This window comes from Mycobacterium sp. (assembly GCF_019247635.1).
GTDB lineage: Bacteria > Actinomycetota > Actinomycetes > Mycobacteriales > Mycobacteriaceae > Mycobacterium.
The window spans coordinates 22,823-46,267 of the sequence record NZ_JAFBAR010000010.1 but is presented as its reverse complement, the minus strand read 5'-3'; the positions used below and the strand labels follow the sequence as shown (position 1 = coordinate 46,267).

Below are 23,445 nucleotides of genomic sequence, written 5' to 3'. Positions count from 1 at the left end.
ACACGACGCGACACGCCGCAAATGCGTCGTGGACTTCACTTTCCCGGCGAGGTCAGTTCGACGCTTACGGCGCAACGGTAGCCTCGCCTCATGACCCTGAACTTGTCCGTCGATGAAGTCCTCAGCACCACCCGCTCGGTCCGCAAACGACTCGACTTCGACAAGCCGGTGCCTCGCGACGTGCTGACGGAATGCCTCGAACTGGCGCTGCAGGCGCCCACCGGTTCGAACTCGCAGGGCTGGCAGTGGGTGTTCGTCGAGGACGCGGAAAAGAAAAAGGCGATCGGCGACATCTATCTGTCCAATGCCCGCGGCTACCTCAGCTCGCCCGCGCCCGAGTACACCGAGGGCGACACCCGCGGCGAGCGGATGGGGCTGGTCCGCGATTCGGCGACCTACCTGGCCGAGCACATGCACGAGGCGCCGGTGCTGTTGATCCCCTGCATCGCAGGGCGCGAAGACAAGCAACCGCTGGGCGGGGTGTCGTTCTGGGCCTCCCTTTTCCCGGCGGTCTGGAGTTTCTGCCTGGCGCTGCGCTCCCGGGGCCTGGGTTCCTGCTGGACGACGCTGCACCTGCTCGGCGACGGTGAGCGCAAGGCCGCCGAAGTGCTCGGCATCCCCTACGACGAATACAGCCAGGGCGGGCTGTTTCCGATCGCCTACACCAAGGGCACCGACTTCCGCCCGGCCAAGCGCCTGCCCGCCGAGAGGCTGACGCACTGGAACAGCTGGTAGCCCCGCATCTGCGCGAAGGTGCGCAGAATGCCGGCAACACCCGGCGTGTCGTGTGCAAACACGCACGCTCGCCGGGCCGGGCCGGGCCGGGGGCTAGACGCTCCCCGCGAAACCGTGCTGGCGCCACGCCTCGTAGACGGCGACGGCCGCGGCGTTGGACAGGTTCAGCGAGCGCCGGCCCGCCAGCATCGGGATGCGCACCCGGTGGGTGATATGCGGGTCGGCCAGGATCACCGGGTCCAGTCCGGTCGGTTCGGGCCCGAACATCAACACGTCGCCGGCCCGGTAGGCGACGTCGGCGAAGGACGCGGTCGCCTGCGCACTGAACGCGATTACCCGGGCCGGCGCCAGCGAATCCCACGCGGCGGGCAGCGACGGGTGCACGGTCACCGACGCGAGATCGTGATAGTCCAGTCCGGCCCGTCGCAGCTTGGGCTCGGATAGGTCGAACCCCAGCGGCTCGACCAGATGCAGCTCGCAGCCGGTGGCGGCCGCGGTCCGGATGGCGTTGCCGGTGTTGGGGGCGATCCGCGGGCAAAAGAACAGCAGCCTGAACACAACACGACATCCTCTCGCACGGCGACGGCTCGGCTACCGGCCTGTTCTGGTCGATAAACTCGGGTGACCGTAGCTGTTATGGGGAGCGCGTGACGGAGCAGCGGCAAAACGCCAGGAAGACATTCGCGCTCAAGCGCGGCGAGATACGCAATCTGGGGCCGATCGCCGGGACTGGTTCGGGCACCGGGCGGATCGGCATTGGCGCGGTCGACCTGGGGGAGATGGTCGTGCTCGCCGACGGCATGGCCGTTGCCATCGGTGGCGACGGGTGGACGGGCGACTGGCTCGGGCCCTTGGACCATCCGAGCCACTATCCCTCGGTGGGCATGATCGCCAGTCCGGAATCGCTGGGCGCGTGGGGGCCGGTCCGGGTCGCCGGGCTGTTCGGCGCGGGTGACGGCAGCCGCAACGAGTTATTCGCCCAGCCTTCCCCGTCGCGGGGCAACACATTGCCGGCGGGCACCGTCCAGCTCGACGGCACGACGTATGTGATGGTCGCCGGGACGACGGCCCTGAAGCCGACTGGTGGCACCTGGCTGGTGGAAGCCAAATCGGGACAGCCGGGTTGGACCGAGGTTCCAGGTTCGCTTAGGCCCGGCGATTACGCTGACGGCGGGCAGTCGCAGATCAGCGGCTACCAAGGCAAAGACGGCAACGTCTACGTCGCGGCCGACGCGTTCGACCGAACGCACGGAATCACCCTCTACAGGGCCGAACCCGGCACGTTTCCGGACCGTTCGACGTGGCAACCGTACGGACGTAGATCCGATGGCACGTTGGGCTGGGGCGCCGCGAAAGTCACGCCGATCACCGGCCGTGACGTCAAATTCGGTGAAATCAGCATGCGGGAAATCGGCGGCAAGACCGTCTTGTCGGGATTTAACGTCAATAGCGGCAGCGTCGAAGTCCGAGTTGCCGACAACCCCACAAAGCTATTCACCCAGGGCCATTTGACGACAATCGCGACCCAGCAGGATGTGCCGCAAAATTACGGCGGCTATATCGTCCCGGGTTCCACGCTCGACCATATGCGCATCCTGGTCAGCCAATGGCACGTGCCGACCGATCGCCGCGGTCGCCCCAAGGGGCCGGGCACGTACAACGTGCAGGAGTTGGCGGCCAACGTCAACCGGTGATGAACTGCGATATCGCGACGACGATCGTGACACGCCCGTGCTGTTGTTCGCCCAACCGGTTTGCCAGGCTTACTCATCGGTGTCGGGACGCGCCGCCGCAGGCTCCGATCTGCTCAAGTCTGCTCAGATAGGACTCAGTAGGAATGTGGAGACCTCGGCTGTGGGCTGTCATACTCGACAAATTGCCAGGCGTTTATGTTCGCGCCCTGCTGCCTGGGTAGGGCGGAACAAACCAGGAAGTTTCATGAGTCTTGTGTATCTCCCGATGCTGACCACCAGCGGAACACCCAAGTGATGATGTCCTCCCACCCGTCCCCCCCGGCGTTCACCCGCCCGGCCGCCGCCGGCATGCCGCAGTCCCCTTCCGTTGACACGCGGGCCCCAGCACCGACCAAGCGCCCGCGCAAGTGGTCAATGCGCAACTGGCCCGTTCGCTGGAAAGTCGTGGCGATTGTTTTGGTACCGCTTGTGCTGGCAACGGTTTTCGGCGGACTCCGGGTACGCGGCGAGCTGGCCAACTCCAACGGTCTGCGGCTCGCCGCCGCCCGCGCCGACGTCATACCCGCCATCACCAAATACATGTCGGCGATGGACGTCGCGCTGTTGGCGAGTTCCACCGAACGCGACGTCGAGGGGGCCAAGAAGAACTTCGCAGCGCGCAAGTACGAGCTGCAGGCCCGGCTGGGGAACACCGACGTGATCCCCGACGTCCGCTTGGCGGTGAGCACCCTGCTGAACGGCGGTCAGGCGCTACTGGACAAGGTGCTGGCCAACAACATCGGCGTGCGGGACAGGGTGACCACCTACGCCCCGCTGCTGTTGACCGCCGAGAACGCGATCAACGCATCGGTGCGCGTCGACAGCGAGCAGATTCGCACTCAGGTACAGGGCTTGAGCCGTGCGGTCGGGGCGCGCGGGCAGATGACGCTGCAGGAGATTTTGATCACCCGCGGCGCCGATCTTCCCGAGCCGCAGTTGCGCACCTCGATGATCACGCTGGCCGGCACCGAACCGTCGACGCTGTTCGGGCTGAGCGAGGTGCTCGGCGCCGGCTCGTCGGACGCCAAGACGCTGCAGCAGCAATTTGTTGCCCGCATGGCGATCATGTCCGATCCGTCCAGCACACTGGTCGACAACCCCGACCTGCTGAACTCCATCCGGATCACCGGCGGGATCGCCGGACAAGTGATCAAGGACGCCACCACGGCGGTGACCAAGTCGGTGCAGGCCGAGTCCACCGCCCGGCGTGACGCCGCGATCCGCGACATGGTGGTCGTGTTGGTTGCCATCGTGATCGCCCTGGCCCTCGTGCTGCTGGTGGCGCGGTCGCTGGTCCGGCCGCTGCGGGTGCTGCGCGACAGCGCGCTGAAGGTCGCCCACACCGACCTCGACGGCGAGATCGCCCGGGTCCGGGCCGGCGGCGAGCCGGCCCCTGAGCCGCTGGCCGTGTACACCACCGAGGAGATCGGCCAGGTCGCGCACGCCGTCGACGAGCTGCACACCCAGGCCCTGCTGCTCGCCGGCGAGGAGGCGCGGTTGCGGTTGCTGGTCAACGACATGTTCGAGACCATGTCGCGGCGCAACCGTTCGCTGGTCGACCAGCAGCTGTCGCTGATCGACGGGCTCGAGCGCGACGAGCAGGATCCCGAACGGCTCGAAAGCCTTTTCCGGTTGGATCACCTGGCCGCACGCCTGCGCCGCAACAGCGCCAACCTGTTGGTGCTGGCGGGCGCGCAGATCACCCGCGACCAGCGCGAGCCGGTGCCGCTGTCGACGGTGCTCAACGCCGCCGTGTCCGAGGTCGAGGACTATCGCCGGGTCGAAATTGCGGGACTTCCGGACTCCAGGGTCACCGGTGCGGCCGCCGGCGGCGTCATCCATCTGCTCGCCGAACTGATCGACAACGCGCTGCGTTATTCGCCGCCGACGACAACGGTTCGGGTTTCGGCGGTTCGCGCCAGCGACGGCGGCTTGCTGCTGCGCATCGCCGACTCCGGTCTGGGCATGAACGACGCCGATCGGCGGATGGCCAACATGCGGCTGCAGACCGGGGGCTCGCTCGCCGACGCCGTCACCCCCGATAATGCCCGTCACATGGGCTTTTTCGTGGTCAGCCGGTTGGCCGAGCGGCATGGCATCCGGGTCGGACTGCGCGGTCCGGCGTCCGCCGACGCCGGCTCGGGCACGACGGCCGAGGTCTACCTGCCGCTGGCGGTGCTCCAAGGGGAGCCGGCTGCCGTGGCCGCGCCCGTGGCTGGCCCCGCAAGGCTGGTAGGCCCTGACCCCGCCCCGGTCCCGACGCGCGCCCCGGCCCCGGTCCCGACGCCTGCCCCTGTCCCGACGCCCCTTGCCCCCGCCCCGGTCCCGGCGCCTGCCGTACCGGCGGCTCCCGCGCCGTCGTCAGCGCAGAACGGCTCCGGCGGGCCGCCGGTCACCCTGTTGCCGCGCCGCAACCCTGGTTCGAGCGGCATCACCGACGTGCCCGCACAGCCCGTCGAACCGCCCGAACCGCCGCGGCAAGCCAAACGTGAGCTGGCCACCCCCTGGTGGGAAAACGGGTTCCCGAAGGAACCCCAGCAGCAGCCGGCCAAAGAGCCGTCCCCGCCTCCGCAGCGGGCTCCGGCTCCGGAGCCGAAGAAAGCGTCAGACACCTCGGCGTTCTTTGCTCGACGACCAGCCCAGCCTGTCGAGCCCGGGCCGCCCCAACCCTCCAACACGGTCCCCCCAGCCGCCCCGGTCCCCCCGGTCCCCCCGGCCGGCCAGACCCAGGACGACGTGATCTACCAGCGCATGCTCTCGGAGATGCTGGGTGATCCCCATGAGCTGGGGCACAGTCCCGACCTGGACTGGCAGACGGTGTGGGACCGCGGTTGGTCGCTGGCCGCCGACGCCGAGAACAAACCCGTCGAAACCCGCACGGACCAGGGCCTTCCCGTGCGCACCCCCGGCGCCCGACTGGTGCCGGGAGCGGCGGAGTCCGACGACGACGATCATCACAACGGCGGGGCGCCCGCGGGCCGGCAGCCACAGCACGCGGCCGCCGGGCGCGACCCCGAAGCGGTCCGCGCCTCCATCGGCGGTCACTTCAGCGGCGTGCGGACCGGACGGTCGCACGCTCGCGACGCCGGTGAAGGGCCCGACCAGCAATGACTTCACCGGGCAACCCGCTGGACTGGCTGGTGTCGAAGTTCGCCCGCGAAGTCCCGGGCGTGGCCCACGCACTGCTGGTGTCCGTCGACGGGCTGCCCATCGCCGCCAGCGAACATCTCCCGCGCGAACGAGCCGACCAGCTGGCCGCGGTGGCCTCCGGGCTGGCCAGCCTCGCCACCGGTGCCGCGCAACTGTTCGAGGGCGGGCAGGTGCTGCAATCGGTGGTCGAGATGCAGAACGGCTACCTGCTGCTGATGCGCGTCGGGGACGGCTCCCATCTGGCGACGCTGGCCGTGACGTCGTGCGACATCGGCCAGATTGGCTACGAGATGGCCATTCTTGTCGAACGGGTGGGCGGCGTTGTGCAGTCCGCCCGCCGTTCGAGCGCATCACCCGCGTGAGCCCAGAGCGACGAGAGGCCAACCTAGTCCGCCCGTACACTTTGACGGCGGGACGCACCGACACCGCCGTCGACCTTCCGTTGGAAGCGCCGGTGCAGGCGCTGCAGGCCGGGCTCGATCACCGCTGGCCGGCCGGCGACGTGCGGGGCAGCATTGTTCGGCTCTGCGGCGAGCGCCCGTCGGTGGCCGAAATCGCGGCCCGTTTGGATTTACCGGTGGGTGTCGCGCGCGTCCTGGTCGGCGATCTGGTGACGTCCGGCTACCTTCGGGTGCATAGAACCTTGACCGAGCGTTCGACCCGCGATGAGCGCCACGAGCTCATAGGAAGGACCCTGCGTGGGCTTAAAGCACTCTGAGCCACAGTCCGAACAGCCGGCCACCGCCTCGACGAAGATCGTCATCGCGGGCGGGTTCGGCACCGGCAAGACGACGTTCGTCGGTGCCGTTTCGGAGATCATGCCGCTGCGCACCGAGGCGATGGTGACCGACGCGTCGGCCGGTGTGGACATGGTGGAGGCCACGCCGGACAAGCGGACCACCACCGTCGCGATGGACTTCGGCCGGATCACGTTGGACGAGGACCTGGTGCTCTACCTGTTCGGCACCCCGGGCCAGCGCCGCTTCTGGTTCATGTGGGACGACCTGGTGCGGGGTGCTATCGGCGCGATCGTCCTGGTCGACTGCCGGCGTCTCGAGGACAGCTTCGCCGCCGTCGACTTCTTCGAGCACCGCAACCTGCCGTTCCTGGTCGCCGTCAACGAGTTCGACGGCGCGCCAAAATATCCTGTTGCCGCGGTGCGCGAGGCCCTGACGCTGCCCGCGCACATCCCGGTGATCGCGATCGACGCGCGAAACCGGCGGTCGGCCACGGACGCGCTCATCGCGGTCAGCGAGTACGCGCTGGCCAGCCTGGCGAGTTGACCGAGTTCGTCGATCGCGAATTTGCCGGCCACGACTTTCGTGACGAGGATCTGAGCCGGCTGCACACCGAGCGCGTCGTGTTCGACGAGTGCGACTTCAGCGGCGCTAACCTGGCCGACTCGCGGCACCTGGGATCCGCGTTTCGGAACTGTCTTTTCCAGCGAACCACGCTGTGGCACAGCACATTTGCGCAATGCAGCATGCTGGGTTCGGTCTTCGTGCAATGCCGGCTGCGGCCGTTGGCATTGGACGAGGTGGATTTCACGCTCGCGGTACTCGGCGGCAACGACATGCGGGGCGTGGACTTCAGTGGCTGCCGGCTGCGGGAGACCAGCCTGGTGGAGACCGACCTGCGCAAGGCCGTGCTGCGCGGCGCCGACCTCAGCGGCGCGCGCACCACGGGCACAAAGCTGGACGACGCCGATCTCCGCGGCGCGACCGTCGACCCGTCGCTGTGGCGAACGGCGTCGCTGGTGGGCGCGCGCATCGACGTGCCGCAGGGATTGGCCTTCGCGGCCGCGCACGGACTGCGCTTGCAAGGCTGACGAGGTCTGTGTTCAGCGCTTCAGCCGGATGTGCCAGCGGATGAACGCGGCATAAGCGACCGACAGCAACGCGAGCATGGCCATATCGAACAGCAGGATGTGTTGCGAGTGCTGCCACACCGGGTCGTTGGTCGGGAGCTGCTTGACATGGATCAGCGCAGGGAAGTCGACTGACGATGCGGTGGCGGCGTAACCCCAGCGTGCCGGTGTCAGCCAGGCCAGCTGCTCCAGGCCGGGGCGCTGGTAGACCTGGATCATGCCGCCGGCGAGTACCAGCTGCGACATGATCGACACCACGAGCAGCGGCATGATCTGTTCGTTGGACTGCGCAACCGCGGAGAGCAGCAGACCGAAGATCGCTGACGCGACGCATGTGCCCGCCACAGTGACGAACAGCGAGAAGGTCGAATTGTCGAAGAACAGCGCGGGCTGGGTCGGCGCGCCCTTGCCGAGCCGCACAACGAACACCGCCACGGCCGCCTGCAGTGTCGCGAAGACGCAGAACACCGCGATCTTGGCCAGCAGGTATGCGGTGGTGGACAGGCCGACGGCCTGTTCCCGGCGGAAAATAGCGCGCTCGCCGATGAGGTCGCGGATGGTCAGCGCGGTACCCATGAAGATGGCGCCGAGATTCAAAAGCGTCAGGATGTACTGCGGTTGGGTGGGCGCGAAACCCAGCGGGTCGGCGGGCCCGAGTCCGGGCTTGGGACCCTTCACCGTCAGCGACAGCGCACCGATGAGGAACGGCAGTATCGCCAGGAAGATGGTGTAACCCCGGTCCGAGAGAACGAGCCGGACCTGGCGCCGCGCAATCGTCGAGAGCTGTCGGGACAGGTCGGTTGCCGGTGGCTCGCCCAGATCCGCAGGGCTTTCCGGCGCCGGTGGCCGCAAAGACTGCTGGTCGCGCTCCTTGAAGCGGCGGTTGGCCTCGTCGGGATCGGCGCCCACGTTGGCGAAGATGTCCGCCCAGTTGCGCGTGCCCATGGCGGCCTCGACCTGGTCGGGCGGCCCGTTGAATGCGGTCTTGCCGCCGGGCGCCATCAGCAGGATCTGGTCGCAGACGTCCAGGTAGGACACCGAGTGGGTGACCACCAGCACCACGCGGCCCGCGTCGGCGAGCTGGCGCAGCATCAACATCACCTGACGGTCCAGCGCCGGGTCCAGACCCGAGGTCGGCTCGTCGAGGAGCAGCAGTGACGGCTGGGTCAGCAGCTCCAGCGCGACCGAAGCGCGTTTGCGCTGGCCGCCCGACAACTTGTCGACCCGGGTGTTGGCGTGCTTGGTCATGTCGAGTTCTTCGAGCACCTGAGCGACGACTTGCTTGCGTTCGGCCCTACTGGTGTCGGGCGGCAGGCGCAGCTCGGCGGCGTACCCCAGAGCCTGGTTGACGGTCAGTTGGCGGTGCACGACGTCGTCCTGCGGGACCATGCCGATCCGGCTGCGCATCGAGGCGTACTCGGTGTGGATATCGTGGCCCTCGAAGGTCACCGACCCCGAGCTGGGGCTGGTGTATCCGGCGATCAATCGCGACAGCGTGGTCTTGCCGGCACCGGAGCCACCGATGATGGCGGTCAGCGTCCCGGGTCGGGCGGTCAGCGAGATGTGATCCAGCAGCTGCTTTCCATGGTCGACGGTGAAGCAGACCGAGTTGACCTCCAGGCCGCCGCTGCGGGTGGCCGCGGCCGTCCGCCGGATGAGGTTGCCGCGGAGGAACGCCAGGTCGACGTTGCCGATCGTGACGACGTCGCCCTCGTTGAGCACCGCCGAGCCGACCCGCACGCCGTTGACGAAGGTTCCGTTGACGCTGTGCGCGTCGCGGATTTCGGCGCCCAGCGGAGTCGTGATCAAAAACGCGTGGTGGCGCGACGCCAGCACGTCCTGGATGACGATGTCATTGTCGGTCGCGCGGCCGATCGTCAGGGCGCCGACCGGCTTCTGAATCGCCCCGGACCGCGACGACGGCATCATCGCCTGGAACATCTTGGTCGCCAGGTTCCCCACTTCGGGCGGCTTGGCGCCAGCACTGGCGCTGCTGGACATGTGTGTTGCCGGCGCGTGAGGCGGTGGCGCTGCCGCTGCCGGCATCTGGGCGGACGACGGGTACTTCGGTGGTGGCGCGCTGGTCGGGTATCCCGGTGGCCGTTGAGCCCGATCAGGCCCGGCGCCGGCCGGGTAGGCGGGCGGACCGGGCGGCGCGGCCGATGAAGGTCCGGCAGGATAGGGCCGAATCACCTGCGCCGGAGACCAGTTCGGCTGGCGTCCCGAAGGCGGCGCCGCCGGCTGACCCGATGGTTGGGCCGACGGCCAGGCCGCGCTCGACTGCCCCACCCGCATCGACTCGGTTTGCGGTGGGCGCCCGGCCAAGCCCTGGTGGCGTCCGACCTCAAACATCAGCAACGGCCCGTCGGGATTTCCGATGTTGATGCTCTGGCCGTCATGAATGTCGACCATGGGCACACGTCGGCCGTTGGCGTATGTCCCGTTCAGCGAACCGTTGTCGATCGCCAGCCACCGGCCCTGGTCGTAGCGCAACAGCAGATGGGCGCGCGAGATCAGCGGGTGCGTGATGCGCATGTCGGCGCGCAGGTCGCGCCCGATCACCACGTCATTTCCGGCTGCGAATGTGCGTTCCGACCCGTCGCACCTGACGGTCAGCGCCGGCGGGGCTGCTGCAGTCATCGGACCAACTGTAGCTTGGGGTACTAATGATCAGCTGTGTCCGGCGCGCCGGTCACCACACATCGGGTGCGGCTGTAAATGGTGGGCATGCACTGGTTGCAGTGCGTGCATGCCGACCGCACCTGATCGCCCTCGGCTTTGATGCGATTGATCAGGTCGGGCTCGGCCAGCAGCGCCCGGGCCATCGCGACGAACTGGAAGCCCTCCGCCATGGCAAGGTCCATCGTCTCGCGGTTGGTGATGCCGCCCAGCAGAATCAGCGGCATCTTGAGTTCGTCCCGGAACAGCTTGGCGTCGCGCAAGAGATAGGCCTCGCGGTAGGGGTATTCGCGGAGGAATTTCTTGCCCGTCATCCGCATGCCCCAGCGCAGTGGCGGTTTGAAGGCGCCGGCGAATTCCTTCAGCGGCGCATCCCCGCGGAACAGGTACATCGGGTTGACCAGCGAGCTGCCCGCGGTGAGTTCGATCGCGTCCAGGCCGCCGTCTTCTTCCAGCCATTTGGCCGTGATCAGCGACTCTTCGGTGCTGATTCCGCCGCGCACCCCGTCGGCCATGTTGAGCTTGGCGGTCACCGCGATCTGATTTTCGACGGCACCGCGAACGGCCACCACCATCCCGCGGGCCACCTTGGCCCGGTTCGCCAGCGCTCCGCCGAATTCGTCGTCGCGCCGGTTGATCAGCGGGCTCAGAAACGAGCTCGCCAGATAGTTGTGGCCCAAATGGATTTCGACGGCATCGAATCCGGCGTCGACGGCCAGCCGGGCCGCGTTGGCGTGGGCGGCGATCACGTCGTCGATGTCCGCGCGGGTCGCCTTCTTGGCGAACCGCATCCCGATCGGGTTGAAGAAGCGCACCGGGGCCAGCGCCTTGGCTTTGTTGGAGCGGGCATTGGCAACCGGCCCGGCGTGACCGATCTGCGCGCTGACGGCCGCCCCCTCGGCATGGATCGCGTCGGTTAGCCGGCGGAAGCCTGGCACGGCCTCTGGGCGCATCCAGATCCCGTTTCCCTCGGTGCGGCCGCCGGGGGAGACCGCGCAGTAGGCGACGGTGGTCATGCCGACCCCGCCGGCGGCGGGCAGCCGGTGGTACTCGATCAGGTCGTCGGTCACCAGCGCGTCCGGCGTGCGCGCCTCGAACGTCGCCGATTTGATGATGCGGTTGCGCAACGTGATCGGACCGAGCTTGGCGGGGCTGAAGACGTCGGGAGGGCTGGGGCTGGCCATACGAGGAGCGTAATGGCGATCGCAAGCGCGGCGGAGCCGGGCGCGGCGGGTCGCCATCATCAGGTCCGGTGGCGATCGCAAGCGCGGCGGCACCGGCTGCGGCGGAGCCGGGCGCGCGGGTCGCCATCATTGGGCCGGTGGCGATCGCAAGCGCGGCGGAGCCGGCTACCGCGCGGGCATGAAAGACTGTCAGCCGTGGGAGCAATCACGCTGGACGGCAAGGCCACCCGTGACGAGATCTTCGTCGACCTCAAGGAGCGCGTGGAGGTATTGACCGCATCGGGCCGCATCCCCGGACTGGGCACCATCCTGATTGGTGACGATCCCGGGTCGCAGGCCTACGTGCGTGGCAAGCACTCCGACTGCGCCAAGGTGGGAATCACGTCGGTGCGTCGCGACCTGCCCGCCGATACGACCACGGCCACCCTCAACGAGACCATCGACGAACTCAACGCCAACCCCGAGTGCACCGGCTACATCGTTCAGTTGCCGCTACCCAAACATCTTGACGAGAACGCCGCGCTACAGCGCGTCGATCCGGACAAGGACGCCGACGGACTGCATCCCACCAATCTGGGCCGGCTGGTGCTCAACGAGCCGGCTCCGTTGCCCTGCACGCCGCGAGGCATCGTCCACCTACTGCGCCGGTACGACGTCCAGATCGCCGGGGCCCATGTGGTGGTCATCGGCCGTGGTGTGACGGTGGGCCGGCCGCTGGGGCTGTTGCTCACCCGGCGCTCCGAGAACGCCACAGTCACGTTGTGCCACACCGCAACTCGCGACCTGGCCGGGATAACCCGGCAGGCCGACATCATCGTGGCCGCCGTCGGTGTGCCGCACCTGCTGACCGCTGACATGGTTCGCCCCGGCGCGGCTGTGGTCGACGTGGGGGTCAGCCGCACCGAGCAGGGGCTGGTGGGTGACGTGCATCCGGGCGTCTGGGAGATCGCTGGTCACGTGTCCCCGAACCCCGGCGGCGTCGGCCCGCTGACCCGGGCCTTCCTGCTGACCAACGTCGTCGAGCGGGCCGAGCGCCAATGAGTTCGCTGCGATCGCAGTGGCCGATCCTGCTGGTTGGTCTGATCTTCGTGACCGCATTTGTGTTGGCGGGGGCCAACTTCTGGCGCCGCGGTTCGCTGCTGATCGGCATCGGCGTCGGGATAGCCGCGGCGTTGCGGTTAGTGCTCCCCGATGACCGGGCCGGTCTGCTTGTCGTGCGCAGCAAGGGGGTCGACCTCATGACCACGGCGACGGTGGGCACGGCGATGGTCTATATCGCGTCGACGATCGACCCCCTGGGAACCGGCTAGCAGCGGCGAACCGGCCTAAATTCCCGGTATGCCCGGTATCGCCGGCAATCCCCCCAGGTTGCCCGAAGCCAGGTTGGCCATCATCGAAGGGCAGTACATCTGAATGGCGATGGTGGTGAACATCCGGGCCATCTCCGGCGACATGCCGTTGCCCTGCACCCGTTCGAAGGCCGCGGCGAGGTTGCCGCCCGGCCTTTCCAGCAGCGGGCAGATCGACTGCCCCATCGCCACCGCGTCACCGGCCGAGCCGTAGTTGACGCCGGCGTTGTTCAACGCGCCGATGAACGCATCGTCGATCGGGCTCGCCTGCGCGGGTGTCGCGAATGCGGCGGCCGCGGTGAGCAGGGCGCCCGTGGCTGTCAACAGGCGAATCGTCAGAGGCTGATGGCGAAACATCCAGATCAAACCATTAGCTTTGGCAAGTGTCTTCATGTCGGTTTCCCCATCTGTCTCGGAGTGCACTTAAGGCACTCAAACCACTCCTGGAACCTTGGTCTACAAATGTCACATTTGCAACACGGTGGGATAAAGGTTTACGCAATAAGTGTTTCGTAAGGGCGGCGCTCGCGGCCCGTCGGTTATTGGGCGCGTCGCTGGACGAATCCCGGGCGCGTCGAGCGGGCGGATCGAAGCCACTCTGTGACCCCGACACGGGTAGTGGGAGCCGATTTTCGGGCGCTGGATGATCCAGAATGCGGCCCATGACAACAAACCGACGCAGGTTTCTTCGCGGTGCTGTCGGGGCGTTGGCCGCCGGCACGGTGCTGCCGACCGTGCGTGCGGGCGCGGACCCAGCCGGCGGCTGGAGCGGTCTTGCCTCCTCGATCAGCGGCCATGTTCTGCTGCCCGCCAGCGGGCCCTCGTACAGCAGCGGCAAGCAGGTGTTCAACTCGCTCTACAGCGGCTCGAATCCGGCTGCGGTCGTTGCGGTTTCGTCGCAGGACGATGTGCGCAAGGCGGTCGCGTTCGCGGCGGCCAACAACCTGAAGATCGCCGTGCGCGGCGGCGGTCATTCCTACGTCGGCGCCTCGACGGCCACTGGAACCATGGTGCTCGACCTGCGCGGACTGCCGGGTGGCGTGAATCTCGACGGTGCGTCGGGCAACGTCACCGTTCCGGCGGCGACCGAGCTGTACGCGGTCCATCAGGCGCTGGCATCGGCGGGGCGGGGGGTCCCCACCGGCAGCTGCCCGACGGTGGGCACCGCGGGATTGACGCTCGGCGGCGGGATGGGGGCGGATTCCCGCCACGCCGGTTTGGCCTGCGACGCGCTCAAGTCGGCAACGGTGGTGTTGCCCACCGGCGACGTGGTCACGGCGTCGCCGGACGACCATTCCGACCTGTTCTGGGCGTTGCGCGGCGGGGGCGGCGGCAATTTCGGGGTGACGACGTCAATGACTTTCGCAACCTTCGCTACCGCCGACAGCGACGTCGTCCGAGTCAACTACCCCCCGTCGGCCGCGGCCCAGGTGCTCACCGGATGGCAGTCCTGGCTGAGCGCGGCCGATCACGACACCTGGGGCTTGGTCGATCTGTCCGTCGGCACGTCGCAGGCCGACTGTCACATCCTGGCGACGTGTCCCGCGGGTTCTGGCTCTGCTGTCGCGAACGCAATCAAGTCCGCAGTTGGCGCACAGCCCACCGGAATTGAGAACAAGACGCTCAGCCGCATGGACCTGGTGACGTATCTGGCCGGCGGTAGTTCGACCAGCTCGCCGCGGGCCTTCGTGGCCGGCTCTGACGTCATCGGCACGCTGAATTCCGCTGCGGCCCAAGCCATTGTCGCGGCAATCGGAAAGTGGCCGCCCGCCGCGGGTAAGGCGTCGGTGATTCTCGATACGCTCAGCGGCGCGGTCTCCGACGTCGATCCCAGCGCCTCGGCGTTTCCGTGGCGTCAGCATTTTGCCGTCGCGCAGTGGTACGTCGAGACCGGCAGCGCGTCGGTGTCCACTGCGGTCGACTGGGTGAGCGCGGCGCACCAAGCGGTGCAACAGTTTTCGGCGGGTGGCTATGTCAACTACCTGGAGACCAACACGTCGGCGTCGCGCTACTTCGGTTCCAACCTCTCGCAACTGTCGACGGTCCGGCAGAAGTACGACCCCAACCGGCTCATGTTCTCCGGGCTCAATTTCTAGGGTTCACAAGCCTTTAGGTGCATCACGAACCGCCTGGATCGCCGCGTCGTCGCCGTCGAATTCGACTCGGGCTTCTCGTCCGACGGCGAACAATAGCAGCTCTTCGGGCGCACCGGTCACCGTGACGGCGGGTCCGTGGCCAGCGGTCAACACGGTCTTGCCTTCCGGGGTGCGCAGTGCGACCCGCGCCGGGACTTTGGCCAGCGTCATTCGGGCCATCAGCGGCAGGCTGCCGCGCAGCCTGGCGGCCAGCGCCGGTTCCAGCGTGCGTGGCTCCCATCCCGGTAGCGCCCGGCGCACGTCCTCGTGGTGAATGAACATCTCGCCGACGTTGGCCACCGGGTCGAGCAGTTTCAGCGGCGAGTAGATCGGCGGCCCGGACGCGACCTTCTCGACCAGCTCTTCCCATTCGGTGTGCTCGGCCACCTCCCGCTGCACCTTTGCGGTGTGATCGGCCAAGAACGGGATGAGGATCCCGGGCGCGGCGTCAAGGCGGTACTCCCGGATCACCAGGTGCGCAGCGAGGTCGCGCGTCGTCCAACCCTCGCACAGCGTCGGGGCCTCCGGGCCGGCGCCGAGCATGGTTTCGACGAGCGCGGCGCGTTCGCGTTGTGCAATGGACATTTGATCTCCCTTGGTTATAAGAATTGATTCTGCACTCTGGGTGGAAACCTTCGAGAAACCACCACCCTCACCGCAGAGTCAACGCTCGCAGAGTCAACGCTGCCAGAACCCCATCACCCCAGGGTCGCGCGGATGCACACGGTGACATAGGGCAGCGCCAAACCCGTCGAATTCGCCAGCGCCGGATGCGTGGCCAGCAATTCGCGCACCTGGTCCAGGGTCCGCGTACGCACCTCCGTCGGCGAGGTGATGCAGTAGCTGCGCGAGGCCACCAAGTCGATCAACGCTTGCGGTGTAAGGTAATTCGTCCACTCGAGTTGATGACGCTCGAGCCCGCCGAACGGCGCGGGCAGCGCCACGTCGAAGCGGCCGCCGTCGCCGTCGCTGCCGATGATCCGGCCCAGCTCACGGACCCAGCCGAGTCGCTCATCGCGCGTGTTCCACACCAGACCCAGCCGGCCGCCGGGGCGCAGCACCCGCGCGATCTCGGGAATCGCACGTTCGGGATCGACCCAGTGCCACGCCTGCGCGACCAGTACCGCGTCAACGCTGTTGTCCTGCAACGGGATCTCCTCGGCGGTGCCGAGCAGCGCCCGAGTCTCCGGCAGGGAGGCACGCAACACTTCCAGCATGTCAGGAATCGGATCGACGGCCACCACGTCTAGGCCGCGTTCGACCAGCCGGGTGGTCAGCTTGCCCGTCCCCGCACCAAGGTCGAGCACCTTGCGCGCGCCGGTGGGCAACAGCCAGTCGATCGCCTCCGGGGGGTATGACGGACGGCCCCGCTCGTAGGCAGCCGCAGCCGAGCCGAACGACAGGGAGCGGTCATCCCGGGACCGGGTCACCACCGACACACGCCTTCGATATCAGCCAATTCCAGTGTCTTGCGGATCAATTCGCCGACGGCCGCGGTTTCCACCAGGAAGCCGTCGTGTCCGTAGACAGAGTCGACAATCCGCAACCCGGCGCAGCCCGGCAGCAACTCGGCCAGCTCCTCTTGCAGCCGCAGCGGGTAGAGACGATCCGATGTGATACCGCCGACCACTACCGGGACCGGGCACCCACGCAGCGCCTCCGGGACGCCACCGCGGCCGCGTCCGACGTCGTGGCTGTTGAGCGTTTCGGTAAGGGCCACATAGCTGCCCGCGTCGAAGCGGGCCAGCAGTTTGTCGCCCTGATGTTGCAGATAGCTCTGTACCGCGTAGCGACCGCCCGCCGTCGGATCCTCGTCGCCCTGCGCCTCGTTGCCGAACCGGGTGTCCAGCTCGACCTCGCCGCGGTAGGTCAGGTGCGCGACCCGCCGGGCGATCGACAGGCCGGCATCAGGCGTGCGGCCCGTCTCGTAATAGTCGCCGCTTTGCCAGTTCGGGTCGGCCTTGATCGCCGCGATTTGCGTGGTTTGGGTGCCGATCTGGTCGGCGGTGGCGCGGGCGCCGACCGCGAGCAGCAACCCGGCCCGCACCCGGTCCGGATGGCCGACGATCCATTCCAGCGCCCGCGCGCCGCCCATGGATCCGCCGACGACGGCGGCCACCTCGGTGATGCCCAGCGCTTCGAGCGCGACGATGTCCGCCTGCACCTGGTCGCGCACGGTGATCAACGGAAACCTTGAACCCCAAGGCTTTCCGTCCCGCGCCAAGGAGCTGGGGCCGGTCGAGCCGCGGCACCCGCCCAGCACGTTGGTGGCCACAGCGCACCAACGGTTGGTGTCGATCGGCGCGCCCGGACCGGCGATCCCGTCCCACCACCCGGGCGTGGGATGCCCCGGTCCAGCGGGACCGGTGATGTGCGAGTCGCCGGTGAGCGCGTGCAACACCACCACCACGTTGTCCCGCGTGGGCGACAACTCACCCCAGCGCTGCACCGCGATGGTGACATCGTCGATCACCGCGCCGTTCTCCAGCCGCACCGAGCCGATGTCGATCAGGCCGACCTCGCCTTCGGCGGGCAGCGTTTGGGTTGGCACGTCGGAGATCGTCACGTCACGAGGTCCTCACACTGCCGCCACGGTTTTCGACTCGCCGCTGAACTTGCGGGCGGCGGCGAAACCGAGTTCCAGGTCGGCCAGGATGTCGTCGATGCCCTCGATGCCGACCGCCAGGCGGACCAGCCCGGGGCTGACGCCGGTGGTCAGCTGCTCGGCTGCGCTCAGTTGGGCGTGCGTCGTCGACGCCGGGTGGATCACCAGGGAGCGCACATCGCCGATGTTGGCGACGTGGCTGTGCAGTTCGAGCGCGTTGACGAACGCCTTGCCCGCCTCGATGCCGCCGGCCAACTCGAACGCCAGGACAGCACCGGTTCCCTTGGGTGCCAACCGCTTTCCCCGCTCATGCCACGGCGAGCCGGGCAGCCCCGCGTAGTTGACGGACAGCACGCCGTCGTGGCCGGCCAGAAACTCCGCGACCCGCTGCGCGTTGGCGACGTGTCGCTCGATCCGCAGGCTCAGCGTTTCCAGGCCTTGCGCCACCAGGAACGCGTTGAAAGGCGAAGCCGCGGAACCGAAGTCGCGCAGCAGTTGCACACGCGCCTTGAGCGCGAACGCCGGCGGCCCCAGCTCGGCATACACCACGCCGTGGTAGCTGGGGTCCGGTGTGGTGAACCCGGGAAAGCGGCCCGACGTCCAGTCGAAAGTGCCGCCGTCGACGATCACCCCGGCGATCGCGGCGCCGTGCCCGCCCAGGTACTTGGTGGCCGAGTGCACGACGATGTCGGCGCCCTGGCTGATCGGTTGGATCAGGTAGGGCGTGGCGATGGTGTTGTCGACGATCAGCGGCACCCCGTTGCGATGGGCCACCTCGGCCACCGCGGGGGTGTCCAGCACATCGATCTGCGGGTTGGAGATGGTCTCGCCGAAGAACGCCTTCGTGTTCGGCCGCACCTGGGCCTGCCAGCTGTCCACGTCGTCGGGGTCGTCGACGAAGCTGACTTCGATGCCGAGCTTGGCCAGCGAATAGTGGAACAGGTTATAGGTGCCGCCATAGAGGCGCGGACTGGACACGATGTGATCGCCCGCGGCCGCCAGGTTCAGGATGGCGAAGGTCTCTGCGGCCTGCCCGGACGACAGGAACAGCCCGGCCACCCCGCCCTCAAGCGCGGCGATGCGCTGCTCGACGACGTCGGTGGTGGGGTTGCCGATCCGGGTGTAGATGTTGCCCGTGATCTCCAGGCCGAACAGGGCGGCGGCATGGGCGGTGTCGTCGAAGGTGTAGGACGTGGTCTGGTAGATCGGCAGGGCCCGGGCGTTGGTGGCGGGGTCGGGGGTTTGGCCGGCATGAATCTGCTTGGTCTCAAACGACCAATGCGCGGTCGGATCCGACTCGGTGCTGTCGGTGCTCATGAGAAGTCTTCCCCTGTCTGGCTCAGGGGCCCGTCATGGCGGACCCGCGCTTGCCGCGTAGCCGGTTCTGGCTACTCAACCTGGTCATCACCCGGGGCACCCCACCGCGGTTGGAGGGTTGCCGGCCAGCAAGCCGGGGCTTGACGCTGGCGCTCATGACCGACCTGCAGCGTATCGCATCGCACCGACTCGATGCCAACAAGCGCCGCTCAGGCGGGTGACGGCCCTTGTAGGCTGGCGTCACGAGCAACTGCTCCGCGAAGCTCACACGGCTGGAGGATTCGGACGAAGATGTCCAATGAACCCAAGATCAAAGTCAAAGGCCCGGTGGTCGAGCTCGACGGCGACGAGATGACCCGCGTCATCTGGAAGCTCATCAGGGATGAGTTGATTCTCCCCCATCTGGACATCCACCTGGACTATTACGACCTGGGCATCGAGCACCGGGACCGCACCAACGATCAGGTGACCATCGACGCCGCCTATGCCATCAAGAAGCACGGCGTGGGCGTCAAAGGCGCGACCATCACGCCCGACGAGGCCCGCGTCCAGGAATTCAACCTGAAGAAGATGTGGCTGTCACCCAACGGGACCATCCGAAACATTCTGGGCGGCACAATCTTCCGCGAGCCGATCGTGATATCCAATGTGCCGCGGCTGGTCCCGGGCTGGACCAAGCCAATCGTCATCGGCCGCCACGCCTTTGGTGACCAGTACCGGGCGACGAACTTCAAAGTCGACCAGCCGGGCACCGTGTCACTCACTTTCACTCCCTCGGACGGCAGCGAGCCGATCGTGCACGAGATGGTGTCCATACCCGAGGACGGCGGCGTCGTGATGGGGATGTACAACTTCAGAAAGTCCATCCAGGACTTCGCGCGTGCCTCGTTCGCCTATGGCTTGAATGCCAAGTGGCCGGTGTATCTGTCGACCAAGAACACCATCCTCAAGGCCTATGACGGCATGTTCAAAGACGAGTTCCAGCGCATCTACGACGACGAGTTCAAGGACAAGTTCGAAGCCGAGGGCCTGACCTACGAGCACCGGCTGATCGATGACATGGTCGCCGCCTGCCTCAAGTGGGAGGGCGGCTACGTGTGGGCCTGCAAGAACTACGACGGGGACGTCCAATCGGACACGGTCGCCCAGGGTTACGGCTCGCTGGGCCTGATGACGTCGGTGCTGATGACGGCCGACGGCCAGACCGTCGAGGCCGAAGCCGCCCACGGCACCGTCACCCGCCATTACCGCCAGTACCAGGCCGGCAAACCGACCTCGACCAACCCGATCGCCTCTATCTTCGCTTGGACGCGTGGGCTGCAGCACCGCGGCAAGCTGGACAAGACTCCGGAGGTGCGCGAGTTCGCGCAGACGCTCGAACGGGTCGTCATCGAAACCGTCGAGAGCGGCAAGATGACCAAGGACCTCGCCCTGCTCATCGGTCCCGAGCAGGACTGGCAGAACAGCGAGGAATTCCTGAACTCGATCTCCGACAACCTGCAAAAAGCGCTTGTCGACTAGCCGCCAGCCTCTCGCTTAACGCCGAGCGTGCGTGTCTGTACGGCGGCACGCCGCATAACGCGTACAACTGCGCACGCTCGCCGACCCGGACGGTTAACTTGCCGGCGGGTCGACGGCCCGCAGCGGCGGGCTGCATAGGTCGATGAACTCGGTGATCACCTCGGTGACCCGCCCCGGCGCCTCGAACATCGGCACGTGTCCCACGCCGTCGAGTCGGGTGATTTTGGTGTTGGCGGGCAGAAAGTCGGTGAAGTGCCGGCTGAACCGCCTCGGGGGGACGACCCGATCCTTCTCGCACAACACCAGATGGGCGGGCACGGCGGTCTGCGCCAGCTCCAGCAACCCGGGCAGCAGTAGCGCCTTGAGCAGCAGCTGGTAGTAGGCCGGGCAGTGCGCCGCGTCGTCGACGATGCCGGACAGCTGGCGCTCGCTGACCCCGTCCGGCGAGCCGCTCAGCGGCAGCGTGGCCAGCTTGCGGCTGAACGGAAGCTGCAGTGCCCGCTGGCCGAACAACCGCGCCAACGCCAGGAACGGCATGCCGGAGACGAATTTGCCGATCACCTCGAATTTGACCGGGCTCCAGCGGGTCCAGCCACCCGCCGGGGCGATACCGGTGACGCTGCGCGCCCGGCCGCGCCGTTCGAGTTCGAATGCGACCCAGCCGCCCAGGGAGTTGCCGACGATGTGCGCGGTGGACCAGCCCAGTTCGTCCATCTGCCGCTCGACGTGGTCGGCCAGCACCGACGACGACAAAAACCAGCCGGCCGCGCGCGGTCCGCCGTTATGGGCGGCCATCGTCGGGGCGAACACCTCGTAGCGGCCGGTGTCCGCCAGCTGCTGGGCCACGGTCTCCCATACCGTCTGGGACATCAGGAACGGGTGCAGCAGCAGGACGGGTTCCGCTGAGCCGTCTCGGGGACCCAGGTGGATAGGCGCGCGGGTACTCACCCCGCCGACATTAAAGGCGGTACCGCCGGTACCGCAACCGAGTGTCACGGTGGCGTAGCGCTCGGCGCCGAACGTCACGCTGGGCTGGCCCGCGTGGCGTGAAAAGATCGACAGCATCATGAGCACCGCTACCGGATCGCGCCGGATCTTCTCCGTCGTACAGCCCACGTCCGATTCGCTTCATCTCGGCAATGCGCTGGGCGCCGTCGCGCAATGGGTTGAACTGCAGGACGACTACGACGCGTACTTCTGCGTGGTCGACCTGCATGCGATCACCATCCCGCAGGATCCCGACGCGTTGCGACGCCGCACCCTGGTCACCGCGGCGCAGTACATCGCGCTGGGGATCGATCCCGCTCGCGCCACTATCTTCGTGCAGAGCCACGTGCCCGCCCACAGCCAGTTGGCGTGGGTGCTGGGCTGCTTCACCGGCTTCGGCCAGGCATCGCGGATGACGCAGTTCAAGGACAAGTCGGCGCGGCAGGGCGGCGATTCCAGCACCGTCGGCTTGTTCACGTACCCGGTACTGCAGGCCGCCGATGTGCTGGCCTACGACACCGACCTGGTGCCGGTAGGGGAGGACCAGCGCCAACATCTGGAATTGGCGCGCGACATCGCGCAGCGCTTCAACAGCCGCTTCCCGGACACCTTCGTGGTTCCCGACGTGCTGATTCCGAAAATCACCGCCAAGATCTACGACCTGGCCGACCCGACGTCGAAGATGAGCAAATCGGCGGCAACCGACGCAGGTCTGATCAGCCTGCTCGATGATCCGGCGTTGTCCGCCAAGAAGATTCGCTCCGCCGTCACCGACAGCGAGCGCGAGATCCGCTACGACCCCGGCGCCAAGCCCGGGGTGTCCAACCTGTTGAGCATCCAGTCGGCGGTGACCGGCGCCGGCATCGACACGCTCGTCGAGGGTTATGCCGGCCGCGGCTACGGCGACCTGAAGAAGGACACCGCCGAGGCCGTCGTCGAATTCGTGCGTCCGATCAAGGCCAAGGTCGACGAATTGACCGCCGATCTAACGCAATTGGAGGCCGTGCTCGCCGCCGGTGCACAGCGTGCCGGCGATGTGGCCAGCAAAACCGTTCAGCGGGTCTACGATCGGTTGGGATTTCTTCCGCAACGGGGGTAGGGCGATTCATGACCGAACCGGCCAAACCAGGATTTGTTGGTCGGCTGCGGGCCCGGTTCGGGTGGTTCGACCATGTCTTTCGCGCCTACGGGCGCTTCGATGAGCGCAACGGCGGGTTCTACGCGGCAGGGCTGACCTACTACACGATCTTCGCGCTGTTCCCGTTGCTGATGGTCGGTTTCGCGGGGGTCGGCTTCGCGTTGGCGCGCCGCCCGGCGCTGCTGCACATGATCGACGACCGCATCCGGGCCACGGTGTCCGGTCCGCAGGCGCAGCAACTGGTCAATCTGGTGAATTCGGCGATCGACGCGCGCGCGTCCGTCGGCATCGTCGGCCTGGCCACCGCGGCCTGGGCCGGTCTGGGCTGGATGTCACATCTGCGGACGGCGTTGACCGAGATGTGGGCACAGCAGGTCGATTTGCCGGGGTTCCTGCGCGGGAAGATCTCCGATCTGTCGGCCATGCTGGGGACGTTTCTGATCATCGGGGCGACCCTCGCGCTGACCGCGCTCGGCCACCGAACGGCGATGACCGCCCTACTGAAATGGCTTGGGATACCCAAGTTCCGGGTCTTCGACGGGCTTTTCTGGTTGATCTCGGTGGCTGTGTCGCTGCTGGTGTCGTGGCTACTGTTCACCTGGATGATCGCCCGGCTGCCACGCCAGAAGGTGAGCTTCGTGGACTCGATGTGGGCCGGGCTGATGGCCGGCGTCGGGTTCGAATTGTTCAAGCAGCTGGGATCGATCTACCTGCAAAAAGTTCTGCGTAGTCCGGCAGGCGCGACGTTCGGGCCGGTACTGGGGCTGATGGTGTTCGCCTACATCACCGCGTATCTGGTCTTGTTCGCGACGGCGTGGGCCGCGACCACCTCGGTCGAGGACCCGCGCGCCGAGCCTATCGATCCGCCCGCTCCTGCGGTCATCAGGCCGCGAATTCACGTGGACGAGGGTTTGAGCGCGCGCCAGACCTTAGCCGCGATGGCCGCGGGAGTCGTCGGTACATTGGCTTTTTCCCGCTTGTTCCGGTGGCACCGATAGACCCCTTGCGCCGAGAGTGAACTGGCGGCGCGATTTTGGCGAAAAAG

22 protein-coding genes and 1 riboswitch are annotated in these 23,445 nt (G+C 67.3%); of the genes, 13 read left to right on the top strand and 9 right to left on the bottom strand.

Features of this window, described 5'->3' with window-relative positions; genetic code table 11:
- Window positions 1–90: 90 nt before the first annotated feature.
- Complete coding sequence (locus tag JO236_RS01850; RefSeq protein WP_293323928.1) at window positions 91–735, top strand: nitroreductase family protein; 645 nt, start codon at window positions 91–93, stop codon at window positions 733–735.
- Between the two features lie 93 nt (window positions 736–828).
- On the opposite strand, the gene JO236_RS01845 is transcribed toward JO236_RS01850, so the two are convergent.
- Window positions 829–1,293 carry a tRNA (cytidine(34)-2'-O)-methyltransferase gene (locus JO236_RS01845; protein ID WP_293323926.1) on the bottom strand — a complete coding sequence of 155 codons (465 nt, stop codon included), beginning with the start codon at window positions 1,291–1,293 and terminating at the stop codon, window positions 829–831.
- A gap of 89 nt (window positions 1,294–1,382) precedes the next feature.
- Here JO236_RS01845 and JO236_RS01840 point away from each other — a divergent pair, with 89 nt between their 5' ends.
- From JO236_RS01840 to JO236_RS01815, 6 genes are all read left to right on the top strand, one after another.
- Window positions 1,383–2,429: a DUF4185 domain-containing protein gene (locus JO236_RS01840; protein ID WP_293323924.1), complete on the top strand. Its 1,047-nt coding sequence runs from the start codon at window positions 1,383–1,385 to the stop codon at window positions 2,427–2,429.
- A gap of 297 nt (window positions 2,430–2,726) precedes the next feature.
- Window positions 2,727–5,579, top strand: coding sequence for an ATP-binding protein (locus tag JO236_RS01835; RefSeq protein ID WP_416362134.1), 2,853 nt, complete (start codon window positions 2,727–2,729; stop codon window positions 5,577–5,579).
- Window positions 5,576–5,980, top strand: a complete 405-nt coding sequence (locus tag JO236_RS01830; protein WP_293323922.1) for a serine protease inhibitor — start codon at window positions 5,576–5,578, stop codon at window positions 5,978–5,980. Before JO236_RS01835 ends, JO236_RS01830 begins: the two co-directional genes overlap by 4 nt.
- The gene (locus JO236_RS01825) at window positions 5,968–6,336 is read left to right on the top strand and encodes a DUF742 domain-containing protein (RefSeq protein ID WP_293323957.1); all 369 of its coding nucleotides are present in this window, start codon (window positions 5,968–5,970) and stop codon (window positions 6,334–6,336) included. Before JO236_RS01830 ends, JO236_RS01825 begins: the two co-directional genes overlap by 13 nt.
- Complete coding sequence (locus tag JO236_RS01820) at window positions 6,317–6,901, top strand: GTP-binding protein (protein WP_293323919.1); 585 nt, start codon at window positions 6,317–6,319, stop codon at window positions 6,899–6,901. Before JO236_RS01825 ends, JO236_RS01820 begins: the two co-directional genes overlap by 20 nt.
- A complete protein-coding gene (locus tag JO236_RS01815) occupies window positions 6,898–7,446 on the top strand; it encodes a pentapeptide repeat-containing protein (RefSeq protein ID WP_293323917.1) in 549 nt (182 codons plus the stop codon). Before JO236_RS01820 ends, JO236_RS01815 begins: the two co-directional genes overlap by 4 nt.
- Before the next feature lie 12 nt (window positions 7,447–7,458).
- Here JO236_RS01815 and JO236_RS01810 read toward each other — a convergent pair whose 3' ends face one another.
- Together JO236_RS01810 and JO236_RS01805 are read right to left on the bottom strand one after the other, a co-directional pair.
- On the bottom strand, window positions 7,459–10,125 hold the full coding sequence (locus JO236_RS01810) for an ATP-binding cassette domain-containing protein (protein ID WP_293323914.1): 2,667 nt from the start codon (window positions 10,123–10,125) through the stop codon (window positions 7,459–7,461).
- 23 nt (window positions 10,126–10,148) lie between these two features.
- Window positions 10,149–11,348, bottom strand: coding sequence for an NADH:flavin oxidoreductase (locus JO236_RS01805; RefSeq protein ID WP_293323911.1), 1,200 nt, complete (start codon window positions 11,346–11,348; stop codon window positions 10,149–10,151).
- Window positions 11,349–11,543: 195 nt separating this feature from the next.
- Here JO236_RS01805 and JO236_RS01800 point away from each other — a divergent pair, with 195 nt between their 5' ends.
- Together JO236_RS01800 and JO236_RS01795 are read left to right on the top strand one after the other, a co-directional pair.
- Window positions 11,544–12,389 (top strand): bifunctional methylenetetrahydrofolate dehydrogenase/methenyltetrahydrofolate cyclohydrolase, encoded by an 846-nt coding sequence (locus tag JO236_RS01800; RefSeq protein ID WP_293323908.1) that lies wholly within the window; start codon window positions 11,544–11,546, stop codon window positions 12,387–12,389.
- Window positions 12,386–12,658 carry a DUF3017 domain-containing protein gene (locus JO236_RS01795; protein ID WP_293323906.1) on the top strand — a complete coding sequence of 91 codons (273 nt, stop codon included), beginning with the start codon at window positions 12,386–12,388 and terminating at the stop codon, window positions 12,656–12,658. Before JO236_RS01800 ends, JO236_RS01795 begins: the two co-directional genes overlap by 4 nt.
- A 15-nt stretch (window positions 12,659–12,673) precedes the next feature.
- On the opposite strand, the gene JO236_RS01790 is transcribed toward JO236_RS01795, so the two are convergent.
- The gene (locus tag JO236_RS01790; RefSeq protein WP_416362135.1) at window positions 12,674–13,054 is read right to left on the bottom strand and encodes a DUF732 domain-containing protein; all 381 of its coding nucleotides are present in this window, start codon (window positions 13,052–13,054) and stop codon (window positions 12,674–12,676) included.
- Between the two features lie 305 nt (window positions 13,055–13,359).
- Here JO236_RS01790 and JO236_RS01785 point away from each other — a divergent pair, with 305 nt between their 5' ends.
- Entirely contained in the window at window positions 13,360–14,793 is a 1,434-nt protein-coding gene (locus tag JO236_RS01785) for an FAD-dependent oxidoreductase (protein WP_293323900.1), read from the top strand.
- 3 nt (window positions 14,794–14,796) lie between these two features.
- Here the strand turns inward: JO236_RS01785 and JO236_RS01780 are convergent, their stop codons facing one another.
- The 4 genes from JO236_RS01780 to JO236_RS01765 all read right to left on the bottom strand — a co-directional run bounded on the left by JO236_RS01780 (window position 14,797) and on the right by JO236_RS01765 (window position 18,754).
- Window positions 14,797–15,417, bottom strand: a complete 621-nt coding sequence (locus tag JO236_RS01780; RefSeq protein WP_293323898.1) for a TIGR03085 family metal-binding protein — start codon at window positions 15,415–15,417, stop codon at window positions 14,797–14,799.
- 113 nt (window positions 15,418–15,530) lie between these two features.
- Entirely contained in the window at window positions 15,531–16,262 is a 732-nt protein-coding gene (locus tag JO236_RS01775; RefSeq protein ID WP_293323954.1) for a class I SAM-dependent methyltransferase, read from the bottom strand.
- Window positions 16,259–17,398: a homoserine O-acetyltransferase MetX gene (gene metX / locus JO236_RS01770; protein WP_293323895.1), complete on the bottom strand. Its 1,140-nt coding sequence runs from the start codon at window positions 17,396–17,398 to the stop codon at window positions 16,259–16,261. Before metX ends, JO236_RS01775 begins: the two co-directional genes overlap by 4 nt.
- 12 nt (window positions 17,399–17,410) lie before the next feature.
- Window positions 17,411–18,754, bottom strand: a complete 1,344-nt coding sequence (locus JO236_RS01765) for a bifunctional o-acetylhomoserine/o-acetylserine sulfhydrylase (protein WP_293323894.1) — start codon at window positions 18,752–18,754, stop codon at window positions 17,411–17,413.
- A 41-nt stretch (window positions 18,755–18,795) separates the two neighbouring features.
- Window positions 18,796–18,915: riboswitch (SAM riboswitch) on the bottom strand.
- A 130-nt stretch (window positions 18,916–19,045) separates the two neighbouring features.
- Here JO236_RS01765 and JO236_RS01760 point away from each other — a divergent pair.
- Window positions 19,046–20,275: an NADP-dependent isocitrate dehydrogenase gene (locus JO236_RS01760; RefSeq protein WP_293323891.1), complete on the top strand. Its 1,230-nt coding sequence runs from the start codon at window positions 19,046–19,048 to the stop codon at window positions 20,273–20,275.
- A gap of 93 nt (window positions 20,276–20,368) precedes the next feature.
- Here the strand turns inward: JO236_RS01760 and JO236_RS01755 are convergent, their stop codons facing one another.
- Window positions 20,369–21,166, bottom strand: coding sequence for an alpha/beta fold hydrolase (locus JO236_RS01755; RefSeq protein ID WP_293323952.1), 798 nt, complete (start codon window positions 21,164–21,166; stop codon window positions 20,369–20,371).
- Between the two features lie 175 nt (window positions 21,167–21,341).
- Here JO236_RS01755 and trpS point away from each other — a divergent pair, with 175 nt between their 5' ends.
- Both trpS and yhjD read left to right on the top strand, forming a co-directional pair.
- Complete coding sequence (gene trpS / locus JO236_RS01750) at window positions 21,342–22,361, top strand: tryptophan--tRNA ligase (protein WP_293323888.1); 1,020 nt, start codon at window positions 21,342–21,344, stop codon at window positions 22,359–22,361.
- A gap of 8 nt (window positions 22,362–22,369) precedes the next feature.
- On the top strand, window positions 22,370–23,398 hold the full coding sequence (gene yhjD / locus JO236_RS01745; RefSeq protein ID WP_293323886.1) for an inner membrane protein YhjD: 1,029 nt from the start codon (window positions 22,370–22,372) through the stop codon (window positions 23,396–23,398).
- Window positions 23,399–23,445 lie beyond the last annotated feature (47 nt).

Bases quoted from the DNA above. Each gene is read 5' to 3' on its own strand.
- JO236_RS01850 (WP_293323928.1), top strand. From the start codon at position 91: ATGACCCTGAACTTGTCCGTCGATGAAGTCCTCAGCACCACCCGCTCG.
- JO236_RS01835 (WP_416362134.1), top strand. From the start codon at position 2,727: ATGTCCTCCCACCCGTCCCCCCCGGCGTTCACCCGCCCGGCCGCCGCC.
- JO236_RS01830 (WP_293323922.1), top strand. From the start codon at position 5,576: ATGACTTCACCGGGCAACCCGCTGGACTGGCTGGTGTCGAAGTTCGCC.
- JO236_RS01810 (WP_293323914.1), bottom strand. From the start codon at position 10,125: ATGACTGCAGCAGCCCCGCCGGCGCTGACCGTCAGGTGCGACGGGTCG.
- JO236_RS01805 (WP_293323911.1), bottom strand. From the start codon at position 11,348: ATGGCCAGCCCCAGCCCTCCCGACGTCTTCAGCCCCGCCAAGCTCGGT.
- JO236_RS01795 (WP_293323906.1), top strand. From the start codon at position 12,386: ATGAGTTCGCTGCGATCGCAGTGGCCGATCCTGCTGGTTGGTCTGATC.
- JO236_RS01790 (WP_416362135.1), bottom strand. From the start codon at position 13,054: ATGTTTCGCCATCAGCCTCTGACGATTCGCCTGTTGACAGCCACGGGC.
- JO236_RS01785 (WP_293323900.1), top strand. From the start codon at position 13,360: ATGACAACAAACCGACGCAGGTTTCTTCGCGGTGCTGTCGGGGCGTTG.
- JO236_RS01780 (WP_293323898.1), bottom strand. From the start codon at position 15,417: ATGTCCATTGCACAACGCGAACGCGCCGCGCTCGTCGAAACCATGCTC.
- JO236_RS01765 (WP_293323894.1), bottom strand. From the start codon at position 18,754: ATGAGCACCGACAGCACCGAGTCGGATCCGACCGCGCATTGGTCGTTT.
- JO236_RS01760 (WP_293323891.1), top strand. From the start codon at position 19,046: ATGTCCAATGAACCCAAGATCAAAGTCAAAGGCCCGGTGGTCGAGCTC.
- trpS (WP_293323888.1), top strand. From the start codon at position 21,342: ATGAGCACCGCTACCGGATCGCGCCGGATCTTCTCCGTCGTACAGCCC.
- yhjD (WP_293323886.1), top strand. From the start codon at position 22,370: ATGACCGAACCGGCCAAACCAGGATTTGTTGGTCGGCTGCGGGCCCGG.